This window comes from Mycobacterium colombiense, assembly GCF_003284935.1.
Lineage (GTDB): Bacteria > Actinomycetota > Actinomycetes > Mycobacteriales > Mycobacteriaceae > Mycobacterium > Mycobacterium arosiense_A.
Genome location: NZ_QMEV01000026.1, coordinates 1 through 19,675, shown reverse-complemented (window position 1 = coordinate 19,675; position 19,675 = coordinate 1). Strand labels below are relative to the sequence as shown.

Here is a 19,675-nt window from a genome sequence, read left to right as displayed (position 1 = left end):
ATTATGGAACTCGAAAGGCGAAAGGCGGTCCAACGACGAGTGCCCAAGGTGCGCGACCTCGCACCGCTGATCCAATTCAAGCGGCCCCGACTCAACGCGACCCGGCGCCGCCTCGACGCCGCCTACACCATCGAGGACCTGCGCGCCATCGCCAAGCGCCGCACCCCCAAGGCGGCGTTCGACTACACCGACGGCGCCGCCGACGACGAGCTGTCCATCCAGCGCGCGCGACAAGCGTTCCGCGACATAGAGTTTCACCCGACGATCCTGCGCGACGTCTCCCAGGTGACCGCCGGCTGGAATGTACTTGGCCAGCCGGTCGTGTTGCCGTTCGGGATCGCGCCCACCGGATTCACCCGCTTGATGCACACCGAGGGCGAGATCGCCGGCGCGCGAGCGGCAGCCGAAGCGGGGATCCCGTTCTCGCTGTCGACGCTGGGGACCTGCGCGATCGAAGATCTGGTCACCGCCGTCCCGCAGGGCCGAAAGTGGTTCCAGCTCTACATGTGGCGCGATCGCGAGCGCTCCATGGAACTGGTGCGGCGCGCCGCCGATGCGGGCTTCGACACGCTGCTGGCCACCGTCGACGTGCCGGTCTCCGGTGCCCGGCTGCGGGATAACCGCAACGGCATGACGATCCCGCCAACACTGACGCTGCGCACCGTGCTCGATGTCGTGCCGCATCCGAAATGGTGGTTCGATCTGCTGACCACCGAGCCGCTGGCCTTCGCCTCGCTGGATCGCTGGCCGGGCACCGTCGCCGAATACCTGAGCACCATGTTCGATCCCAGCCTCACCTTCAACGACCTGGAATGGATCAAGGCGCAATGGCCCGGCAAGCTCGTCGTAAAAGGAATTCAGACAATCGAGGACGCGCGCGCCGTCGTCGACCGCGGCGTCGACGGCATCGTCTTGTCGAATCATGGTGGGCGCCAGCTGGATCGGGCCCCGGTACCCTTCCACCTTTTGCCCACGGTCGCGCGTGAGCTCGGGCGACACACCGAGATCCTGGTAGACACCGGCATCATGTCGGGCGCCGACATCGTCGCCGCGATCGCGCTGGGGGCCCGCTGCACCCTGGTCGGGCGGGCCTACCTGTACGGCCTGATGGCCGGCGGCCAGGCAGGAGTCAGCCGCGCGATCGACATCCTGCGCGGCGGGATTCTGCGGACCATGGCGCTGCTGGGCGTCACCTGCCTGGACGAGCTGACGCCCCAGCACGTCACGCAGCTCCGGCGACTGGGCCCCCTGCCGCCGCAGGTGTGAGGCCGGTCGCACATTCGGCCGGGGCCTGACCTGGCCGGGAACAAACCGCCGCCGGGCTGGGTTAAGCGCATCAGACTCAACTTGTGGAGGATTTGATGGCTGAAGCCAAGTCGGTGCCGGTGCTGTTTGTCACTGACACCATCGTGCTGCCCGGAATGGTGGTGCCGATCGCGCTGGACGACGCCGCCCGCGCGGCGATCGACGCCGCTCAGGCGAGCGAATCGGGCCAACTGCTGATCGCCCCCCGGCTCGAAGACCGCTACCCCTCGCACGGCGTGATCGCGAAGATCCTGCAGGTCGGGCGCATCGCCGGGGGCGGCACCGCCGCGGTGGTCCGTGGTGAGCGCAGGGCCCAGATCGGGGCGGGAGCGTCGGGACCCGGGGCGGCGCTGTGGGTCGAGGTGACCGAGGTGCCCGAGACCGAAACGACCGACGAGATCAAGGCGCTGACCGCGGAGTACAAGAAGCTCTTGCTGGCCATGCTGCAGCGCCGCGAAGCCTGGGAGATCATCGATTACGTCAACAGGCTGACCGATCCGTCGGCACTGGCCGACACCTCCGGTTACGCCTCGTACCTGACCAACGCGCAGAAGCGGCAACTGCTGGAGACCGTCGACGTCACCGAGCGGCTGCGCGTGCTGATCGATTGGACCAGCGAGCACCTCGCCGAGGTCGAGGTGAGCGACAAGATCGCCGAGGACGTGCGCGAGGGCATGGAGAAGACGCAGAAGGAGTTCCTGCTGCGCCAACAGCTGGCCGCCATCCGCAAGGAGCTGGGCGAGGGTGAGCCGGACGGTTCGGATGACTACCGCGCCCGCGTCGAGGCCGCGGAGCTGCCCGAGAAGGTGCGCGAAGCCGCGCTGCGCGAGGTCGGCAAGCTGGAGCGGTCCAGCGACCAGAGCCCGGAAAGCGGCTGGATCCGCACGTGGCTGGACACCGTGCTCGACCTGCCCTGGAACGTCCGGACCGAGGACTCCACCGACCTGAGGGCCGCGCGGGAAGTCCTGGACGCCGATCACCACGGGCTGGACGACGTCAAGGACCGCATCGTCGAGTACCTGGCCGTGCGGGCGCGCCGCGCCCAGCGTGGGTTGCAGGTCGTCGGCGGACGGGGTTCGGGTGCGGTGATGGTGCTGGCCGGGCCGCCCGGCGTCGGCAAGACGTCGCTGGGCGAAAGCGTGGCCAGGGCGTTGGGTCGCAAGTTCGTTCGCGTCGCCCTGGGCGGCGTGCGCGACGAGGCCGAGATCCGCGGGCACCGGCGCACCTACGTGGGCGCGTTGCCGGGCCGCATCGTGCGCGCGATCGGTGAGGCGGGGTCGATGAATCCCGTTGTGCTGCTGGACGAGATCGACAAGGTCGGTTCCGACTATCGCGGCGACCCGAGCGCGGCGCTGCTGGAGGTGCTCGACCCGGCGCAGAACCACACCTTCCGGGACCACTACCTGGATCTGGATCTGGACCTGTCCGACGCGGTGTTCCTGGCCACCGCCAATGTCATCGAGAACATCCCGTCGGCACTGCTGGACCGCATGGAACTGGTGGCCATCGACGGCTACACCGAGGACGACAAGGTCGCCATCGCGCGTGACTACCTGCTGCCCCGGCAGCGGGAGCGGGCGGCGCTGACCGAGGACGAAGTCACGGTGACCGACGCCGCGTTGCGCAAGATCGCCGCGGACTACACCCGCGAGCCGGGTGTGCGGCAGTTCGAGCGGCTGCTGGCCAAGGCGTTGCGCAAGGCCACCACCAAGCTGGCAGACGACGCCGCGTCGCTGACCATCGACGAGCCCGATCTCGTTGACTACCTGGGCCGTCCGCGGTTCATGCCGGAGTCGGCCGAGCGCACCGCGGTGCCGGGCGTGGCCACCGGCCTGGCCGTGACGGGTCTGGGCGGTGACGTGCTCTACATCGAGGCCGGCGCGACCGACGGTGAGCCGGGTCTGCAGCTGACCGGTCAGCTGGGCGACGTGATGAAGGAGTCGGCGCAGATCGCGCTGTCCTACGTCCGCTCGCACGCCGCAGAGTTGGGGGTCGATCCCCACGCGCTGGACCGGCGCATCCACGTGCACGTGCCCGCGGGTGCGGTGCCCAAGGACGGCCCGTCGGCCGGTGTCACCATGGTGACCGCGCTGGTGTCGATGGCGACCGGGCGTCAGGTCCGCTCCGACGTCGGCATGACCGGCGAGGTCACGCTGAACGGGCGGGTGCTGCCCATCGGCGGGGTGAAGCAGAAGCTGCTGGCGGCCCAACGTGCCGGACTGTCAACGGTTTTCATTCCGGCGCGCAACGAGCCCGACCTGGATGACGTGCCGGGCGAGGTGCTCGGGGCGCTGGACGTGCGGCCGATGACCGATGTCGCCGAGATCGTTGCGCAGGCGCTGGAGCCGGCGGCGCAGGACGCCGGGGTGGTGGCCGCGTGATGGCGCCCGTGCGTTGTTGAACCCGTGCCGAGTGGGCCCCGGGGAGGGCCGGAACGTTTTGGCCTCCCCCGGGGCCGGGTATCTGTCAGCGCAGAGGGAAGACCGGCCGAGGGGGGTGTGACCTCTACCCGACGCCACACGGCGCGGGTGACGAACAACAGATCACTGCCGTGACGCCGCCGCTGGCGGCCGATTGGCTGGATAAGGAGTTCATCATGAGGTTGAACAAAATTGCTGCTAGCGCTGCAATTGCGGGTGCTTTGACGTCCGGTGCGGTGGGAATCGGTGCCGGGTTGGCGCAGGCCGACCCGCATGGGCCGAATCCTCCGGTGCCGGGCTGCGTCGGCGGGCCCGGTGCGAACTGCAACGGCCCGGGCACCCCGCTTCCGCCGGGGCAGCACGGATTCCCGCCGCCGGGGCACTTCAACGACCCGGTCGGCTTCGGGTACCCGGCGCGTTGGACGCCGCCGGGCCAGCCGGGCGACTACCCGGTCGTCTTTAACCCGAACGTCAACCAGTGGGGCGTTTTCCTGCCCGGCGGACAGTTCGTGGCCTACGTCGCGTAAGCCGCACGACGAGACAGCCGCCGCGCATGTGGCGGCTGTTCTCGTTTGCGGCAGAATCCAAGCCATGAGTGACTTGGCGAAACTGAAACGGCAAGTGGTCCATCGGGTTCAGCGGCTGCTCGTCAACCCGGTGGGTCGGCAACTGCCGATGACCATGCTGGAAACCACCGGGCGCAAGAGCGGGCGGCCACGCCGGACGGCGGTGGGCGGGCGCGTCGTGGACAACCAGTTCTGGATGGTCTCCGAGCACGGCGAGCACTCCGACTATGTCCGCAACATCAAAGCCAATCCCGCTGTGCGCGTGCGGGTTGGCGGACGGTGGCGCAACGGCACCGCACACCTGTTGCCCGATGACGATGCCGTGCAGCGGCTGGGCCAACTGCCGCGGATGAACAGCGCGGTGGTGCGCCTGATGGGCAGCGACCTGCTGACCGTCCGCGTCGATCTGGACTGATTCCATGGCCTACGACGAAGACCTGGCCAACCGGATCCGCGAGCTGTTGGGTGCGGAGTCCGGCATCGAGGAGAAACGCATGTTCGGCGGCCTGGCGTTTCTGGTCGGCGGCAACATGTCGGTGGCCGCGAGCGGGCAGGGCGGGCTGCTGGTGCGGGCGCCCGCCGCCGAGTTCGAATCGCTCCTACGACGTGCGCACGTCCACCCCATGGTGATGGGCGGCCGAGAGATGCGCGGCTGGCTGCGTGTCGACGCCGCGGGCGTGCGGACCAAACGGCAGCTGCAGGGCTGGGTGAGCCGTGGAGTCGGCTACGCGCGCACCCTGCCGCCCAAGTAGCGTGCGGTTTGCTCGCACGGGGCGCGGGTACGCGGGTGCGTATGGACAAGCGGGTGCGACGACTGCTCGACGTTGCCGGCACGACGTATGCCTCGCAGGCGCGTATCAAGCTGAGCGACAAGCCGATGCCGCTGTTTCAGCTTCTCGTCCTGTGCATGCTCGCCAGCAAGCCGATCGACGCCGGCATCGCGATGGCCGCCGCGCGCGAACTGTTCAAAGCCGGCCTGCGGACCCCCAAAGCCGTGCAGGCGGCCGACCGGCACACCATGATCGAGGCGTTCGGGCGTGCGCACTACGTGCGCTACGACGAGAGCTCGGCGACACGGCTGGCGGACATGGCCGACCGGGTTCGTGACGACTACTCCGGTGATCTGCGCCGGCTGGCCGACCGCAGCCGGCACGACACCACAGCGGCCAAACGAATGCTCAAGGAGTTCAAGGGAATCGGTGACACCGGTGCCGACATCTACCTGCGCGAAGTGCAAGACGTGTGGACCTGGGTGCGTCCGTATTTCGATGACCGGACTACCCGCACCGCCAAGCGATTGGGCTTGCCCACCGATCCGGAAAGGCTGGGATCGCTTGCGCCGCAGGCGAATGCGCGGCTGGCCGCCGCTTTGGTCAGGGCGTCGCTGGACGACGATGTGCGCGCACGGGTGACCGGCTGAGCGGCCCGTGACCATACGCATCGGTACCTCGGGGTGGTCCTACAACCACTGGGTGAATGTGTTGTATCAGACGGGCACGCCGTCGGGGCGCCGCCTCGCCCGCTACGTCGAGGTGTTCGACACCGTCGAGTTGAACGCCAGTTTCTACCGGTGGCCGCAGGATTCGACCTTCACGGGTTGGCGACGCCAGCTGCCGGAGGGCTTCACCATGTCGGTGAAGGCGCACCGCGGACTGACCCACTACCGCCGGCTGGCCTCACCCGAACCGTGGATCGAACGATTCGAACGTTGTTGGCGCCTGCTGGGTGATCGGCACGGCGTCCTGCTCGCCCAGTTGCACCCCGAGCAGCAGCGCGACGACGCGCGCCTGGACTCGTTTCTGGCGTTGGTGCCCGAGTCGATCCGAGTCGCCGTCGAATTGCGCCACCCCTCGTGGAATGACCCCGCGGTGTTCGAGCTACTGGAACGCCGCCGCGCCGCCTATGTGGTGATGAGCGGCCTCGGGCTCGAGTGCATCCCCCGCGCCACGACCGACCTGGTGTACATCCGGATGCACGGCCCGGATCCGGAAGCCAACTACGCCGGCTCCTACTCCGACGACGATTTGCGGCGCTGGGCCGAGCGAATCGCGGGCTGGGACGGCGACGGACGCGACGTGTGGATGTACTTCAACAACGACCTCGGCGGCCACGCGGTCCGCAATGCGCTGGCGCTGCGCGAGCTGTTGAGCTGAGCGCCGGGAGGGCCGCGTCCTCGGTCACCGCCGGCGGACCGGTTCGGCCGGGCTCAGCCGGCGGTGCGCTCGGCGTCGTCGGAACCGCGCTGGACCGGAGCCCACGCGCCGTCGATGACGTCGGGCGGGCATTGCACCTGCAGCCGTTCGCGTTCGGTGCGGCGGCGCTTGATCCGCAGCCGCGCATCGCCGGGCAGGGTGACCAGTTCGTTGCAGGTCAGGTAGTACATGTCGTCGACATCGTCGATCAGGTCCGCCTCGACCCGCAGAGAACCCAAGGCGCGCAACGTCATCCGGAGTTCATGCGTGAACCGCATCGTGGTGTCGTAGGCCAGCTCCCGCGAACCGCGGGCCGCGCGGGCCTGCCGTTCCTCCGGCATCTGGGGCTGTTCGCAGGCGGCCGCGGCGATCAGCAACATCGTCGGATCGTCGGCGAATGTCTTGCTGGCCAACTCGGCCTCCCCCGGCCCGCGGTGCCCGATCCGCGCCACGGCGTCATCCACGGCGGCGGCGGTCTTGGGCGACAATGCGCGAATGCTGGCGAGGTTGCCGTCGGCGGCCAGCGCGCACAACGGGGGGTCGGCGCGCAGCGCCGCCGCCAACCCGGCGATCTCGGCGGCGACGAGCTGGCTGTCGGCGATCATGCCCACCCCGGACACGCCGCGGGCCGCCTGGCCGCGCACCGGTGTCGCGGCGCTAACGCCGGCGTCGATCAGCCACAGCGCGTTGAGGATCCAGCCCTGATGGATGCGGTCACGCAACAGCCGGAGCCGAACTTCCAGTGCGGCCTCCGGCAGCAGCGCCAGTTGGTCGGCGTCGAGGTGTTCCGCGGTCGCGGCGGCGGCGTAGGCGCGCGTGTCGGCCCGCAGATGGCGCAGCAGCGCCACCGACCGACCCGCGGCGACGGCCTTGGCGAGCGAGCCCAGGGCGCCGCCGACCAGGGCCGGCTCACCGAGCGGGAGGGGATCGCCGATGTGGGGCCGGCCGACGAGGGCGTCACGGGTGAGCGCCTCCTGATCCCAGCCGGGCAGCTGAGCGGCCGCAACCATGTTGACCGAGATCCCGACGTAGGGACGATGGCCGAACACCGCGATGGCCCTGCTGCCCCATTCCTCGTCCACCGCGCCGCCGAGCGCGAGCGCCTGGCCCAATACCCTGCTCGCCGTGCGCAATCCGCTCAGTTGGACGTCGAGCGTTATCGGGGTGAGCGGCCCGGGCAGCGCCTCGTTGAGGGCGGAACCACTGAAGACCGGAAACCGCGGATCGATCTGGTCGTCGAATTCGCCCTCGATGCCTTCGGGCGCCGCGCTGCGCGCGTCCTCGGACCGCCTCCCGTGTGCGAGCACTTCGACCGGGAGGGCGAGTCGACCGCCGTGATTGATCGCGCCCGCGGTGTCGAGCCGGCGACCGACGAGTCCGCGCGCGGTGTCGGCGACCGCGTCCAGAGCATGCCAGCCGAACTCGAACGACCAGTCTTCTTGTGCGGCAGAAAGATTCATATCCGGGACGAGTTGCGACCAGCTGCGCACCCGATGCAACCGGGATCGCGGGTCGGTGGCACGCAACACCCGCCAGGCGGTGATCAGGTTGACGGTGTCGGGGCTGGCGAGGTCCACCACACCGGTGCGGTCGGTGTCGAGCGCGGCCACCAGGAACCGCATCAGGTCGTCGAGGTGCAGCACCCGGATGGGCTGAGCCGACGTCTTGGCGCGCACCAGGGTGGCCACGGTGCGGCACACCATCCAGTCGAGCTGGCGACCGACGGGCGGTGCGATCCGGACGACCACGGTGGGTCCCCAACTCGACGAGACCAGGTCCTCGGCCGGCCGATACAGCTCGGGGCGCCCGGCGGCCTGCGATACGAACAGCAGCCGGGAACCGGCGCGGGCCGCGGCGTCGGTCACCCGGGCCAGGCCCTCGATATCCGCGCTGCCCGGCGCGGACGGGTCAATGGGGGCCAGGTGGATCACCGCGTCGGCCTCGTCGGCCAGCTCCCGCAGGACCCGATCGCGCAGCGACGTGCAAACAAACTCGACGTTGCGGTCCAGACATGGGTGGGGAAGTTCAGCAATGCCCGTGACCGTGTGCCCGGCAGCGATCAGCTGCCCAGCGACCAGCCGCCCGAGTGCGCCGGTGGCGTCGGTAACCAGGATGTGCACCTGGGCTCACCTCCCCCAACCCTCAGCATTCAACAATAGGCAAGTAAGCACGGGCTACGCGACCGTTAGTCCGGTAACGGTTCGGCGACCTGCTGTGATGTTGCCGGCCGGGCTAGTGCAGCGTCGCGCTGCCGTCCGCGGCGACGGCAACCTTGGCGCCGCCGATATCTTCACGCACCGACGCCTGCGCCGCAGCGGGATCGGTGACCACGGCCAGCGCGCGCGACCCGTCGGGCGTACGCACGGCCAGAAATGCCTTCTCGGGCCGACCGTCGCGGTCGAACGGCGTCGTCCAGGCTTCCACGGTGCCGACGCCCTCCCACTGGACCACCGCGTCCGTCGTCGGCTCCCGATCGACGGCCGGTTGCGTGTCTTCCCAACGGAATTCGGCCGGCGGTTCGGTGCTGTACACCCCGAAGCTGTGTTTGGTCAGGTAGCCGCCGTTGGCGGTGATCAAGCCGCGCCGGCCCGGATTGGCCACCAGCAACTCCGCCATGGTGGCAATGGAATGCGTCACGTAGTTGCTCCACGGGCCGCCCGCGAACGTCAGGCCGCCGGTCACCGTCAGCGGGCGGGCGGGATCGTCGGCGCTCAGGCCGAGCTCGGCCGCCGCCACCTGAACCGCGGAGGGAAAGCAGGAGTACAGGTCGACGTAGTCGATGTCGTCGATGCCCAGGCCGGCCAGCTCGAGCGCCCGCGCACCGGCGATCCGGATCGCGGTTGAGCGGTGCAATTCGTGGCGCTCGGCGATGGACGCGGTGTCGTGGGCGTCGGTGCCCGCGTGCGGGTACACCCAGCGCTCGGCCGGGATTTTCAGCCGGGTCGCCTCCCCGACCGAGGTCAGCACCAGCGCCGCGCCCTGGTCGACCATATTGTTCGAATTCATCAGCTTGGTGTAGGGCCAGCTGATCATCCGGTTCTGCGGGCCCGGCCGGCTGATGTCGTCGGCGCTTGACGGGGTGCGGATCCAGGCGTTCGGGTTGTCCACCGCCACCGCGTTGAACCGGGCCCACAGCGCCCCGATGCGCTCGAGATGATCGTCGATCGACTCGCCGTTCGCGATCCGATGCGCCTCCTCGAACAGCGGGTAGACGTACGCCGGCCGGTCGAGGGAGATCCTGATCTCGGCCTCGCCCGCCATCGCGACGTCGTCGCCGCTGATCTTGGCCATCGGGACCGAGTGGTCCTGCTCGGTCCACACCAGCTTGGCGCCCTTGGCCCGCAATCCGCGCCTGGTGCGCCAGGTTTCGGCGCCGGCCAGCAGCACCACCTTGGCGCGACCCCGCTGGATGTCCAGGCAGGCCTGGTTGACCAGCGACTGTGGCACATTGCCCCCGACGGGGCTGTAGAGGGTGCTGAAGTCTGTCGCGCCGATGCGCTGGCCCAGCAACAGGGCCGGGTCGCGGTATTGGGCCGACAGGATGTTGACGATGCGGATGGAGTCGGCGGCCCTGATCACCGCGGCGTCGGCGGCTTGTTCGGCCGCGGCCACCATCAGGTCCATCGGCTCGACCGAGCGACGTTCCGGGTCGATCTCGTCGCGATGGTTGACCTGGCCGTAGCCGACCAACACCGGGGTCCTGGGGTCGACGCTCATGGCAACGAATTTAGCGTGGCTATCGATCTGGCTCCGCCGGGCCTCGCCCTGACGCCGCGTGGCAGCGCTGCGGACCCGACGGCTAGGCGCTGTCGGCCGGGGCGGACAGGACACCGTCGTCGATCAGCCGCCGGATGTCCGCGGGGTTCATCCCGAGCAGGCCTGCGCAGATCTCGACGGTGTGCTGCCCGGGCATCGGCGCCGGGGTCTGCCGGGCCGCCGGGATGTGGCGATACGGCGCCGGGCCCGTCTCGGCCGGCAGCGGATGGTCGATCAGGGGATGCGTCATGGGGCTGTACACGTTTCGCGCGACCAGCTGCGGGTCCTCGAGCACGTCCGGCGGGCGGTTCATCGGCCCCGCCGGAACCCCGGCCGACTGCAGCAGTTCGGCCGCCCGCAACGGGGTGCGGGTGCGCGTCCACCCGGACACCAGCTCCACCAGCTCGCGTCGATGGGCCAGTCGCGCTTCGCCGGTGGCGAAGCGCGGGTCGTCTGCCCACTCGGTGTGGTCGAAAACCGAAGTGGCTCGCCGCCATTCGTCGTCCGACCGGATCGAGATGACGCACCATTCGTCGTCGCCCGCGCAGGGGTAGACCGCGTGCAGGGCGGTGTCCTCGCGGATCTGCGCGACGCCCGCGGCCAGCGCCGCCTCGGTCACATACAGCGTGTCGAGCTGGTTGACCACGACTTCGGCCTGCGAGATGTGGACGTGGGCGCCACGGCCGGTCCGGTCGCGGTGGATCAGCGCGGCCAGCGCGCCGATCGCGGTGACCCGGCCCACCACGTGGTCGGGGAAGACCGTCGTCGCGTCGTAGAACCCGTGGCGGCCCCCCTCGGCTTCGTCGTTCGCGTCGTCCGAGGTCCACAGCCGGGTAACGCCGGTGGCGGCGCGGACCAGTGGGCCATAACCCAGCCGCGCGCTCCACGGTCCCGAGCCGCCGAAGGCGCTGCTTTCGGCCAGCACTATGCGCGAGTTGATGGCGCGCAGCTCGTCATAGGAAAATCCCAGTGCGGCAAGGGTTCCCGGCTTGAAGTTGGCGAAGACCGCGTCGGCCTCGGCCACCAGGCGGCCGAAGATCTTCTTGCCCTCGGCGCTGCGCAGATCCAGTCCCAAGGCCCGGTTGTTGCGGTGCGTCCAGGCGAACGACTCGCTCATCGCGTCGCCGATCCGGGCCTGCCGCAATCCATCCGGATAATCGGCACTTTCGACTTTGATGACGTCGGCGCCCAGGTCGCCGAACAGCCGGCTCAACTCGCCGCCGGCGACGATGATGCCCAGATCCAGAATCCGCAGCCCGGCAAAGGGATAGTCGCCCAGCCGGCCCGACGAGGACGGGACCACCGACGGATTGCCGCGCCAATAGGGGTCGTCGCCGCCGGCGGCGGAGACCGGTGTCCGAAAACCCGCGCGCCGGCCGTCGACCACGAAGTAGCCGGTCGGCACGCTGGTGCGCACGCCGGGGACCAGTTCGGCCTCGGTGATGGCGCCCACCGCCTGGAAGTGCTCGGATCCCAGGATCCGTGCGGGCGTCAGCACCGCGGCGATCGGCACCCCGTGCGCCTGCCCGGCGGCCACCAGGTCCTTCATGGTCTGCCCGGCGAATAGCTCCCGGATCAGCTCGCTGATCTGCGGCCAGGCCGCGAACCGCTCGCCGATCGCGTCGAATTTCGGGTCCTGGAACCGCTCCGGTTCCCCCAGCCAGCTCCGCAGGCCGCGCCACTGGCGCGGCGCCATCACGCACAGCCGGACGTAACCGTCCTGGCACGGATAGATCGGGTAGGCGTCCTGGTTCTTCGGCCGGCCCCGCCACCGCCCGCTGCGGCGGACGCCGGCGGCGGCCTGTCCGTGCGCGCCGAACGCGGGATCGAGGGCCATCACGACGGCGTCGAACCACGAGAAGTCGATGTAATCCCCTGTGCCACACCGTAATCGGTTGTAGTATGCCGCGAGCGCGGCCCACGCCGCCTGGACGGCGGCGGTCGCCGAAGCGATACCGTCCGGCGGTAACACGGGCGTGCCGGTGGTGGGGCCGGACCGTGACAGCGCGCCGCACATCGCGTACAGCACGGGATCGGTGGCGCGCCAGGACGACCGCGAGCCCGTCGCCCCGAAGTCGGTGATCGACAGCACCACCAGGTGCGGGTAGCGGGCCGCCAGCTCCTCGCCCGACGTCCCGAACATGGCCCCGCGCTCGTCGGCGCCGGTGTCCACCAGGATGTCGGCCTCGGCGGCCAGGTCCAGGAAGCGGGCGCAGTCCTCGTCATCGAACGGGTCGAGCACCGCGCTGCGCTTGTTGGCGTTGTGCACGGCGAACGGGATGCTGGCGCCGCGCAGCGTGGGCATCGCGTCGCGGCCCAGGGAACCGCCCGGCGGCTCCACCTTGAGCACGTCGGCACCCAGGTCGGCGAACAGGCGGGTGACCGCGTCGGCGACGCCGCTCGACAAGTCGAGGACGCGCACGGCATCGAGCAGCCCGTCAGCCATCTGGACACCGTACCTGCCTGGTCAGGCCGCTGCCCGTCGGGCGTTGCCGACGCCGAGCGGCCGCGGCGGCGGCCAAAGTGCCGGGTGGGCAAGCTGATTCGGCGCACCGTTGATCGGTGGGCGCAACGCTCGGTCGAAGACCCATGCCGGTGCCGCGTCGGCTATCGTCACAGGCCGATCCGCCCGGCCCCTACCCGTCGCCCCATGGAGGCATCCCCTATGACCGCGCATCTGAGCTACGTGGAGGCCGTGGTGGTCGGCGCCTTCCAGGGCGTCACCGAGCTGTTCCCGGTCTCCAGCCTGGGGCACGCGGTGCTGGTGCCCGCGCTGGTCGGCGGGCGATGGGCCCAGGACCTCAGCGTCTCGGCCCCCAAATCGCCCTACCTCGCGTTCATCGTGGGTCTGCACGTGGCCACCGCCGCCGCGCTGCTGCTGTTCTTCTGGCGCGACTGGGTGCGCGTCCTGACCGGGTTCTTCACCTCGCTGCGTCATCGCCGCATCCAGACGCCCGACGAGCGGCTGGCCTGGCTGCTGGTGGGGGGCACCATCCCGGTGGGTCTGGCCGGGCTGGCCCTGGAACAGCTGTTCCGCACCACGCTGGGCAAGCCGGTCCCCGCGGCGGCTTTCCTGTTGCTCAACGGGATCGCGCTCTACGCCGGCGAAGTGCTGCGCCGGCGCGTCGCGCCCGTCCCGGACCGGGCCGCGGCAACCGGCGCGGAGCCCGAACACGGCGACGAGGCCTCGGACCGCCGGCTCGCCCAACTCCCCCTGCTTCGCGGCGTGGTGATCGGTGCGGCGCAGATCCTGGCGCTGTTCCCCGGCATCAGCCGATCGGGGATCACCATCGTGGCCGGCCTGTGGCGGGGCTTGTCGCACGAGGACGCCGCGCGGTTCTCCTTCCTGCTCGCCACCCCGATCATCCTGGCCGCGGGGGTGTACAAGATCCCGGAACTCTTCGGGCCCCTGGGCGCCGGGATCGGCGGGCAGGTGGCGGCCGGCAGCGTCGCCTCCTTCGTCTGCGCGTACCTCGCGGTGCGCTTCCTGACGCGGTACTTCGAAACCCGGACCCTGACGCCGTTCGCGATCTACTGCGCCCTGGCCGGTGGGGTCAGCCTGGTCTGGTTCGCGCTGCGCTGAACCGCCCGGCACCGGCGACCGGGCCCCAGCCACCGGGTTGTTGCGCGGGGCGGCGTCGAGTGCTGTGCTTAGCCCATCGACTAAGTTGACACCCGTCAAGAACAGGGAGGGGACCGGCATGGCGGACGCGGCTTCGATTGGCCTGAAGGGTAGCGGCCGGCTAAAAGGCAAGGTCATCGTGATCACCGGCGGCGCCCGGGGAATCGGGCTGGCCACCGCGACCGCGCTGCACAACCTGGGCGCCAAGGTCGCCATCGGCGACGTCGACGAGGTTCGGGTGAAGGAGTCGGGCGCCGACCTGGGGCTGGACGTCTACGGCAAGCTCGACGTCACCGACCCGCACTCGTTCGCCGGTTTCCTGGACGAGGTCGAGCGGCAGCTCGGCCCGATCGACGTGCTGATCAACAACGCCGGCATCATGCCCGTCGGCCGGATCATCGACGAGCCCGACGCGGTCACCCGCCGGATCCTGGACATCAACGTCTACGGCGTGATGCTGGGCAGCAAGCTGGCCGCCCAGCGCATGGTCCCGCGCGGCACGGGGCACGTCATCAACGTCGCCTCGCTGGCCGGCGAGCTCTACATCGTCGGCCTGGCCACCTACTGCGCCAGCAAGCACGCGGTGGTCGCGTTCACCGATTCGGCCCGGCTGGAGTACCGGTCGGCCGGGGTGAAGTTCTCCGCGGTGTTGCCGACGTTCGTCAACACCGAGTTGGTCGCCGGGACGCCCGGCATGAAGGGCTTCCGCAACGCCGAGCCCGCCGAGATCGCCGACGCGATCGTCAGCCTGGTGGCCCACCCCAAGCCCCGGGTGCGGATCACCAAGGCGGCGGGGGCGATGGTGGTGTCCCAGAAGTTCTGGCCCCGCCGAATCGCCGAGGGACTCAACCGGATGCTCGGCGGCGATCACGTCTTCACCGACGACGTCGACGTGGCCAAGCGGCAGGCCTACGAGGCCCGCGCCCGCGGCGAGGACTAGCCGCGCACGAGCATTGTTCGCCGAAGGCGCGGACAATCGGCCGAGTGAGCCTAGAAACCCGAACCTCCGCGCCCGCGCACTCTCCGCTCTCCGACGACGAACTAGCTCTGATCGACAAGTACTGGCGTGCCGCCAACTATCTGTCGGTCGGCCAGATCTATCTCCTCGACAACCCGCTGCTCACCGAGCCGCTGTCCACCGACCACGTCAAACCGCGCCTGCTGGGGCACTGGGGCACCACGCCCGGGCTCAACCTGGTCTACGCGCACTTGAACCGGATCATCCGCAACCGCGACGCCGACGTCATCTACGTGACCGGCCCGGGCCACGGCGGCCCCGGGCTGGTCGCCAACGCCTACCTGGAGGGCACCTACAGCGAGGTGTACACCGGCATCGAGGAGGACGCCGAGGGGCTGCGGAAGTTGTTTCGGCAGTTCTCCTTTCCCGGCGGCATCCCCAGCCACGTCGCCGCCCAGACGCCGGGCTCCATCCACGAGGGCGGCGAGCTGGGCTACGCGCTGGTGCACGCCTACGGCGCGGCCCTGGACAATCCGTACCTGGTGGTGGCCTGCGTCGTGGGCGACGGCGAGGCCGAAACCGGGCCGCTGGCCGCCAGCTGGCACTCCAACAAGTTCCTCAACCCGGTCACCGACGGCGCGGTGCTGCCCATCCTGGCGCTCAACGGCTACAAGATCGCGAACCCGACGGTGCTGGCCCGCATCCCGCACGACGAGCTGGAATCGCTGTTACGCGGTTACGGCTACCGGCCGATCACGGTCGCCGGTGACGACCCGGCCGACGTACACCAGCAACTGGCCGCCGCGCTCGACGACGCGTTCGACGACATCGCGGCCATCCAGAGCGCGGCGCGCGGCGGCGGTGAGGCGGAGCGACCGGTATGGCCGATGATCGTGCTGCGCACGCCCAAGGGCTGGACCGGGCCCAAGGTGGTGGACGGCAAGAAGGTGGAGGGCACCTGGCGCTCGCATCAGGTGCCGCTGTCCGAGACGCACGACAACCCCGAACACCGCGCCCAACTCGAGGAGTGGCTGCGCAGCTACGCGCCCGAGCAGCTTTTCGACGACAACGGCAGGCTGCGTCACGAATTGCGGGCCTTGGCGCCCACCGGCGATCGGCGGATGAGCGCCAACCCGCACGCCAACGGCGGCCTGCTGCTGCACGACCTGGACCTCCCGGACTTTCGCGGCTACGCCGTGGCCGTCGAGCGCCCGGCGACCGCCACGCACGAGGCCACCCGGGTGCTGGGCGGATTCCTGCGCGACGTGATCGCCCGCAACGAGGATCGGTTCCGGCTGATGGGGCCTGACGAGACGGCCTCCAATCGGCTCGACGCCGTGTACGGATCGACCGACAAGGTGTGGCTCTCGGAGGTCGAGCCCGACGACGAGCACCTCGCGCCCGACGGCCGCGTGATGGAGGTGCTCTCCGAGCACCTGTGCCAGGGCTGGCTGGAGGGCTACCTGCTGACCGGACGGCACGGGCTGTTCAACTGCTACGAGGCGTTCGTGCACATCGTCGACTCGATGATGAATCAACACGCGAAATGGCTTGCGACCAGCCGGGAATTGCCGTGGCGCCGCCCGATCGCGTCGCTGAACTACCTGCTGAGCTCGCACGTGTGGCGCCAGGACCACAACGGCGCATCCCACCAGGACCCGGGGTTCATCGACCTCGTCGCCAACAAGCGGCCCGAGCTGACCCGCGTCTATCTGCCGCCGGACGGCAACACGCTGCTGTCGGTGGCCGATCACTGCCTGCGCAGCCGCGACTACATCAACGTGATCGTGGCGGGCAAGCAGCCCGCGCTGGCCTACCTCGGCATGGACGACGCCATCGCGCACTGCACCCGCGGCCTGGGCATCTGGGACTGGGCGAGCACGGCCACCGACGCGCCCGACGTGGTGCTGGCCTGCGCCGGCGACGTCCCCACACTGGAGACGCTGGCGGCGGCCGACATCCTGCGCCGCGAGCTGCCCGACCTGGGTGTGCGGGTGATCAACATCGTCGACCTGATGCGGCTGCAGCCGGACTCCGAACACCCGCATGGCCTGCCGGACCGCGAGTTCGACGCCCTGTTCACCCGCGACAAGCCGGTGATCTTCGCCTACCACGGCTATCCCTGGCTGATCCACCGGCTGACCTACAGCCGCACCAACCACGCCCACCTGCACGTGCGCGGCTTCAAGGAGCGGGGCACCACGACCACGCCCTTCGACATGGTGATGCTCAACGATCTGGACCGTTTCCACCTCGTGATCGACGTCATCGACCGGGTGGACGGCCTGGCCAGTCGCGCCGCGATGTTGCGGCAGCGCATGGTCGACGCGCGCCTCGCCGCGCGGATGTACACCCGTGAGCACGGCGAGGACGACCCGAAGATCGCAGGCTGGACCTGGACGGCTGAGTGATCTGACGCCGAGATTGCCGTGATGGCGGTGCTCAGGGCGCCGACACAACCGTGATGGCAATCTCGTCGAACTGTCGGGGCCTCGGCGGCCGGTAAACTGGCCGGATGCGTGACGCCACCGGGACAGCCGCCATCGACCCCCTGGTGTCCCCGCTCTCGGCCCCGCACAGATTCCGGATCCACCTCGACATCGCCGTCGTCGTGGTGGTGCTGGTGCTGACCAACCTGGTCGCGCACTTCACCACGCCCTGGGCGAGCATCGCGACCGTCCCCGGCGCAGCCGTCGGCCTGGTGATCCTGATGCGGTGGCGCGGCCTGGGCTGGGCAGACCTGGGTCTGGGCCGCGAGCACTGGAAGCCCGGCCTGGGTTACGCCGTGGCCGCCGTGGCCGTCGTGGCCGCGGTGATCGCGGTGGGTGTCCTGCTGCCGGCGACCCGGCCGATGTTCATGAACAACCGCTACGCCACGATCTCCGGGGCGATGATCGCCTCGATGGTCATCATCCCGCTGCAGACCGTGATCCCCGAGGAGCTGGCCTTCCGGGGGGTGCTGCACGGAACGCTCAACCGCGCCTGGGGCTTTCGCGGCGTCGCGCTGGCCGGCTCGCTGTTGTTCGGGCTGTGGCACGTCGCGACGTCATTCGGGCTGACCAGCAGCAACGTCGGGTTCACCCGGCTGTTCGGCGGCGGGATCGTGGGCATGGCCGCGGGGGTGACCGGCGCGGTGCTGGCCACCGGCGCCGCCGGCTTCGTGTTCAGCTGGCTGCGCCGGCGCAGCGGCAGCCTCATCGCGCCGATCGCGTTGCACTGGTCGTTGAATGGGCTTGGCGCGCTGGCCGCCGCGCTGGTGTGGCACCTGTCCACCTGAGCCGGTTCACACCAGCAGCACCGCCGCCCCGGCGATGCGGCCCGCGCTCAGATCCGCCAGAGCCCGATCGGCCTGTGCCAGCGGATATTCCGGCGTCGTCACCTCGATGTGGTGCTGTCCCGCGAAGTCGAGGAAGGCCCGCGCGTCGGCCCGGGTGTTGGAGGTGACCGATCGGACCTGGCGTTCCTGGAACAGGTGCCGTTGGTAGTTCAGGGTCGGGATATTGGACAGGTGGATGCCGGCGATGGCCAGGGTGCCGCCGCGGTCCAGCGCCTCGAGCGCGGGCAGCACCAGATCCCCTACTGGCGCAAACAGAATCGCGGCGTCCAGCGGCACGGGTGGTGGATCGGCCGCGCCCTGAGCCGACGCGGCGCCGAGTTTCAACGCCAGTTCCTGCGCCTGGGATCCGCGGGTCATCACGTGCACCTCGGCGCCTTGCGCCAACGCGACCTGCGCGGTGATGTGCGCGCTCCCGCCGAAACCGTAGAGCCCCAGGCGCCCACCGGGCGGCAGCTCGGCGCGCACTAGCGAGCGGTAACCGATGATGCCCGCGCACAGCAGCGGCGCCAGCTCGCTGTCGCTGTAGCCGACGGGCAGTGGGTGCGCGAAAGCGGCGGGGACCGTGGCGAACTCGGCGTAGCCGCCGTCGGCGTCCCAACCGGTGTAGCGGGACTGGGGGCACAGGTTTTCGTCGCCGCGACGACAGTACTTGCATACGCCGCAGGTGTGGCGCAGCCAGGCGATGCCCACCCGGTCCCCCACCCGGAATTCTCCGCCGGCCTCAGCGCCCATGTCGATGACCTCACCGACCACCTCATGGCCGGGCGTGACCCGCTCGCGATGCACGGGCAGGTCGCCTTCGGTGACATGCAGGTCGGTGCGGCACACCCCGCACGCGTGGACGGCCACCAGCAGTTCGGCGGGCCCCGGTCGCGGTACCTCGGTGGTGACCTGCTCCAGCGGGCCGGTGTTCATCGGCCCGGGGCGGCGCACGCGCCAGGCCCGCATTGCCGTGGTGGTCACCGACGGAGGCATTAATCCATCATGCCGCTAACCACCACGGCCGCAACGGGTTAAGCCGGTTACGTCCTGCGCACCATCCCGACGACCCAGAGCAGCAACAGGGCGCCGAGCAGTGCGGTGAAGAAGGTGAAGATGATGCCGCCGCCTGCGGTGTTGACGAAGAAGCTCAGGATGAAACCGCCGATCAGGGCGCCGACAATGCCGATGACGATGTCCATCAGGATGCCGGCTCCGCTGCCCCTGATGATCCTGCTGGCGAGCGCTCCGGCCAGACCGCCGATGATGATGTAGCCGATCCAGCCGACGCTGGTCAAAGTGCTGGAGCGGGCAAGAAATTCGGTAGCTGCCATGACAGTCATGAAAGTCTCCTTGCAATCGCTGACAAAGCCCAGCTATTTGCTGGGCGTCATCTCGGTATACCCAGTTTGGGTCACAAAATGAGTGCCGAATCGGAGACGGTTGACCAGTCGGTTTTCCGTTGCGGCCGAATCGATCGACGGCGCGGTCAGGCCGACAGGGTCTGCTGCGGTGTCGGTGTAGGGGTGGGGCTCACCTC

16 protein-coding genes are annotated in these 19,675 nt (G+C 69.7%); 11 read left to right on the top strand and 5 right to left on the bottom strand.

Annotation, left to right across the window (positions count from 1 at the left end; genetic code table 11):
* The first annotated feature begins 3 nt into the window (after nucleotides 1-3).
* The 7 genes from DQP57_RS13765 to DQP57_RS13735 all read left to right on the top strand — a co-directional run bounded on the left by DQP57_RS13765 (nucleotide 4) and on the right by DQP57_RS13735 (nucleotide 6,444).
* Nucleotides 4-1,266, top strand: a complete 1,263-nt coding sequence (locus tag DQP57_RS13765; RefSeq protein ID WP_112633470.1) for an alpha-hydroxy acid oxidase — start codon at nucleotides 4-6, stop codon at nucleotides 1,264-1,266.
* Between the two features lie 95 nt (nucleotides 1,267-1,361).
* Nucleotides 1,362-3,686 (top strand): endopeptidase La, encoded by a 2,325-nt coding sequence (gene lon, locus DQP57_RS13760; RefSeq protein WP_205869118.1) that lies wholly within the window; start codon nucleotides 1,362-1,364, stop codon nucleotides 3,684-3,686.
* A 215-nt stretch (nucleotides 3,687-3,901) separates the two neighbouring features.
* A complete protein-coding gene (locus tag DQP57_RS13755) occupies nucleotides 3,902-4,252 on the top strand; it encodes a hypothetical protein (protein ID WP_112633516.1) in 351 nt (116 codons plus the stop codon).
* Between the two features lie 64 nt (nucleotides 4,253-4,316).
* Nucleotides 4,317-4,706 carry a nitroreductase family deazaflavin-dependent oxidoreductase gene (locus tag DQP57_RS13750; RefSeq protein ID WP_112633468.1) on the top strand — a complete coding sequence of 130 codons (390 nt, stop codon included), beginning with the start codon at nucleotides 4,317-4,319 and terminating at the stop codon, nucleotides 4,704-4,706.
* Between the two features lie 4 nt (nucleotides 4,707-4,710).
* On the top strand, nucleotides 4,711-5,043 hold the full coding sequence (locus tag DQP57_RS13745) for a TfoX/Sxy family protein (protein WP_112633467.1): 333 nt from the start codon (nucleotides 4,711-4,713) through the stop codon (nucleotides 5,041-5,043).
* 41 nt (nucleotides 5,044-5,084) lie between these two features.
* Nucleotides 5,085-5,711 (top strand): endonuclease, encoded by a 627-nt coding sequence (locus tag DQP57_RS13740; protein WP_112633466.1) that lies wholly within the window; start codon nucleotides 5,085-5,087, stop codon nucleotides 5,709-5,711.
* Between the two features lie 7 nt (nucleotides 5,712-5,718).
* Nucleotides 5,719-6,444: a DUF72 domain-containing protein gene (locus DQP57_RS13735; protein WP_112633465.1), complete on the top strand. Its 726-nt coding sequence runs from the start codon at nucleotides 5,719-5,721 to the stop codon at nucleotides 6,442-6,444.
* A 53-nt stretch (nucleotides 6,445-6,497) separates the two neighbouring features.
* Here the strand turns inward: DQP57_RS13735 and DQP57_RS13730 are convergent, their stop codons facing one another.
* The 3 genes from DQP57_RS13730 to DQP57_RS13720 all read right to left on the bottom strand — a co-directional run bounded on the left by DQP57_RS13730 (nucleotide 6,498) and on the right by DQP57_RS13720 (nucleotide 12,685).
* A complete protein-coding gene (locus tag DQP57_RS13730) occupies nucleotides 6,498-8,603 on the bottom strand; it encodes an NAD-dependent epimerase/dehydratase family protein (protein WP_112633464.1) in 2,106 nt (701 codons plus the stop codon).
* Nucleotides 8,604-8,715: 112 nt separating this feature from the next.
* A complete protein-coding gene (locus tag DQP57_RS13725) occupies nucleotides 8,716-10,200 on the bottom strand; it encodes an acetyl-CoA acetyltransferase (RefSeq protein ID WP_112633463.1) in 1,485 nt (494 codons plus the stop codon).
* An 82-nt stretch (nucleotides 10,201-10,282) separates the two neighbouring features.
* A complete protein-coding gene (locus tag DQP57_RS13720; protein WP_112633462.1) occupies nucleotides 10,283-12,685 on the bottom strand; it encodes a CaiB/BaiF CoA-transferase family protein in 2,403 nt (800 codons plus the stop codon).
* Nucleotides 12,686-12,904: 219 nt separating this feature from the next.
* Here DQP57_RS13720 and DQP57_RS13715 point away from each other — a divergent pair, with 219 nt between their 5' ends.
* The 4 genes from DQP57_RS13715 to DQP57_RS13700 all read left to right on the top strand — a co-directional run bounded on the left by DQP57_RS13715 (nucleotide 12,905) and on the right by DQP57_RS13700 (nucleotide 18,096).
* A complete protein-coding gene (locus DQP57_RS13715) occupies nucleotides 12,905-13,822 on the top strand; it encodes an undecaprenyl-diphosphate phosphatase (RefSeq protein WP_112633461.1) in 918 nt (305 codons plus the stop codon).
* Nucleotides 13,823-13,940: 118 nt separating this feature from the next.
* Nucleotides 13,941-14,801, top strand: coding sequence for an SDR family oxidoreductase (locus DQP57_RS13710; RefSeq protein ID WP_112633460.1), 861 nt, complete (start codon nucleotides 13,941-13,943; stop codon nucleotides 14,799-14,801).
* Between the two features lie 44 nt (nucleotides 14,802-14,845).
* The gene (locus DQP57_RS13705) at nucleotides 14,846-17,230 is read left to right on the top strand and encodes a phosphoketolase family protein (protein ID WP_112633459.1); all 2,385 of its coding nucleotides are present in this window, start codon (nucleotides 14,846-14,848) and stop codon (nucleotides 17,228-17,230) included.
* 104 nt (nucleotides 17,231-17,334) lie between these two features.
* Nucleotides 17,335-18,096 carry a CPBP family intramembrane glutamic endopeptidase gene (locus DQP57_RS13700; protein WP_112633458.1) on the top strand — a complete coding sequence of 254 codons (762 nt, stop codon included), beginning with the start codon at nucleotides 17,335-17,337 and terminating at the stop codon, nucleotides 18,094-18,096.
* 6 nt (nucleotides 18,097-18,102) lie between these two features.
* Here the strand turns inward: DQP57_RS13700 and DQP57_RS13695 are convergent, their stop codons facing one another.
* Together DQP57_RS13695 and DQP57_RS13690 are read right to left on the bottom strand one after the other, a co-directional pair.
* Nucleotides 18,103-19,131: a zinc-binding alcohol dehydrogenase family protein gene (locus DQP57_RS13695; protein ID WP_112633457.1), complete on the bottom strand. Its 1,029-nt coding sequence runs from the start codon at nucleotides 19,129-19,131 to the stop codon at nucleotides 18,103-18,105.
* 47 nt (nucleotides 19,132-19,178) lie between these two features.
* Nucleotides 19,179-19,478, bottom strand: coding sequence for a GlsB/YeaQ/YmgE family stress response membrane protein (locus tag DQP57_RS13690; protein ID WP_112633456.1), 300 nt, complete (start codon nucleotides 19,476-19,478; stop codon nucleotides 19,179-19,181).
* Between the last annotated feature and the right edge of the window lie 197 nt (nucleotides 19,479-19,675).